Below are 779 nucleotides of genomic sequence, written 5' to 3' on the forward strand. Positions count from 1 at the left end.
GCTGCCGCCGACCGTGCCGTCCACATTCAACGCAGTGTCGTCGGCCAAGGCGATCGTCGGCGTCTGCAACGTGCCGTCGATGTCCAGCGTGCCTGCATCGATCGCGACGCCGCCGCTGAAGCTCTGGCTGCCGGTCATGCTGGCAATACCGGTGTTTTGCTTGGTCAAGGTCTCGAAGCCCGCCGTCTGGGCGCCGTCGAAGACCATCGCCGAGGCGTTGTCCAGGATCAACCGGTCGCTGCCGCCCGCGCCGGCCTCCACGCCGCCGGCACCGCTCTCGATGACGGCCCCGTCCCGCAAGGTCAGCACGTCGTCGCCGGCGCCCAGGCCCAAGGTGCCGGCGCCGGTGTCGAGCAGTCCGGCCAGGATCACCGCATCGTTGCCGTCGCCGAGGTCGCCGTTCGCACGCAGCGTGCCGGCGGGGCCGACATCGATCGTATTGACGCCGGCGCTGCCGGTAAGGGCCGTCGGCGTGCCGCCGGCCGCTTCGACGATGCCGTCGACGTCGAGCACGGTACCATCGGCCATCGACAGGGCCGACGTCTCCAGTCGGCCGTCCACGTCGAGCGTGCCGCCTTCGAGCTGAGTGGCGACGGCGAAGACGTGGTCGCCGGTCAGGGTCAGCGCGCCGGTGTTCTGCTTGGTCAGGATTTCGAAGGTGTCGATGCTGCCGCCGTCCAGGGTGTAGCCCAGCGCGGTGTTGACCACCAGCGTATCGGTGCCGTCGCCGGACGTGCCCACGCCGCCGCCGAGCATTTGCGCACCGTCGTTGAGCACCA

At 69.8% G+C, this 779-nt stretch carries 1 protein-coding gene; it reads right to left on the reverse strand.

Annotated elements, in window-relative coordinates; genetic code table 11:
• The coding region (locus TX83_RS24285) for an autotransporter-associated beta strand repeat-containing protein (protein WP_186442681.1) at nt 1-779 on the reverse strand (779 nt) is incomplete at both ends.

Origin of the sequence: Lysobacter antibioticus HS124, assembly GCF_000336385.2 — a bacterium.
GTDB lineage: Bacteria > Pseudomonadota > Gammaproteobacteria > Xanthomonadales > Xanthomonadaceae > Lysobacter > Lysobacter firmicutimachus.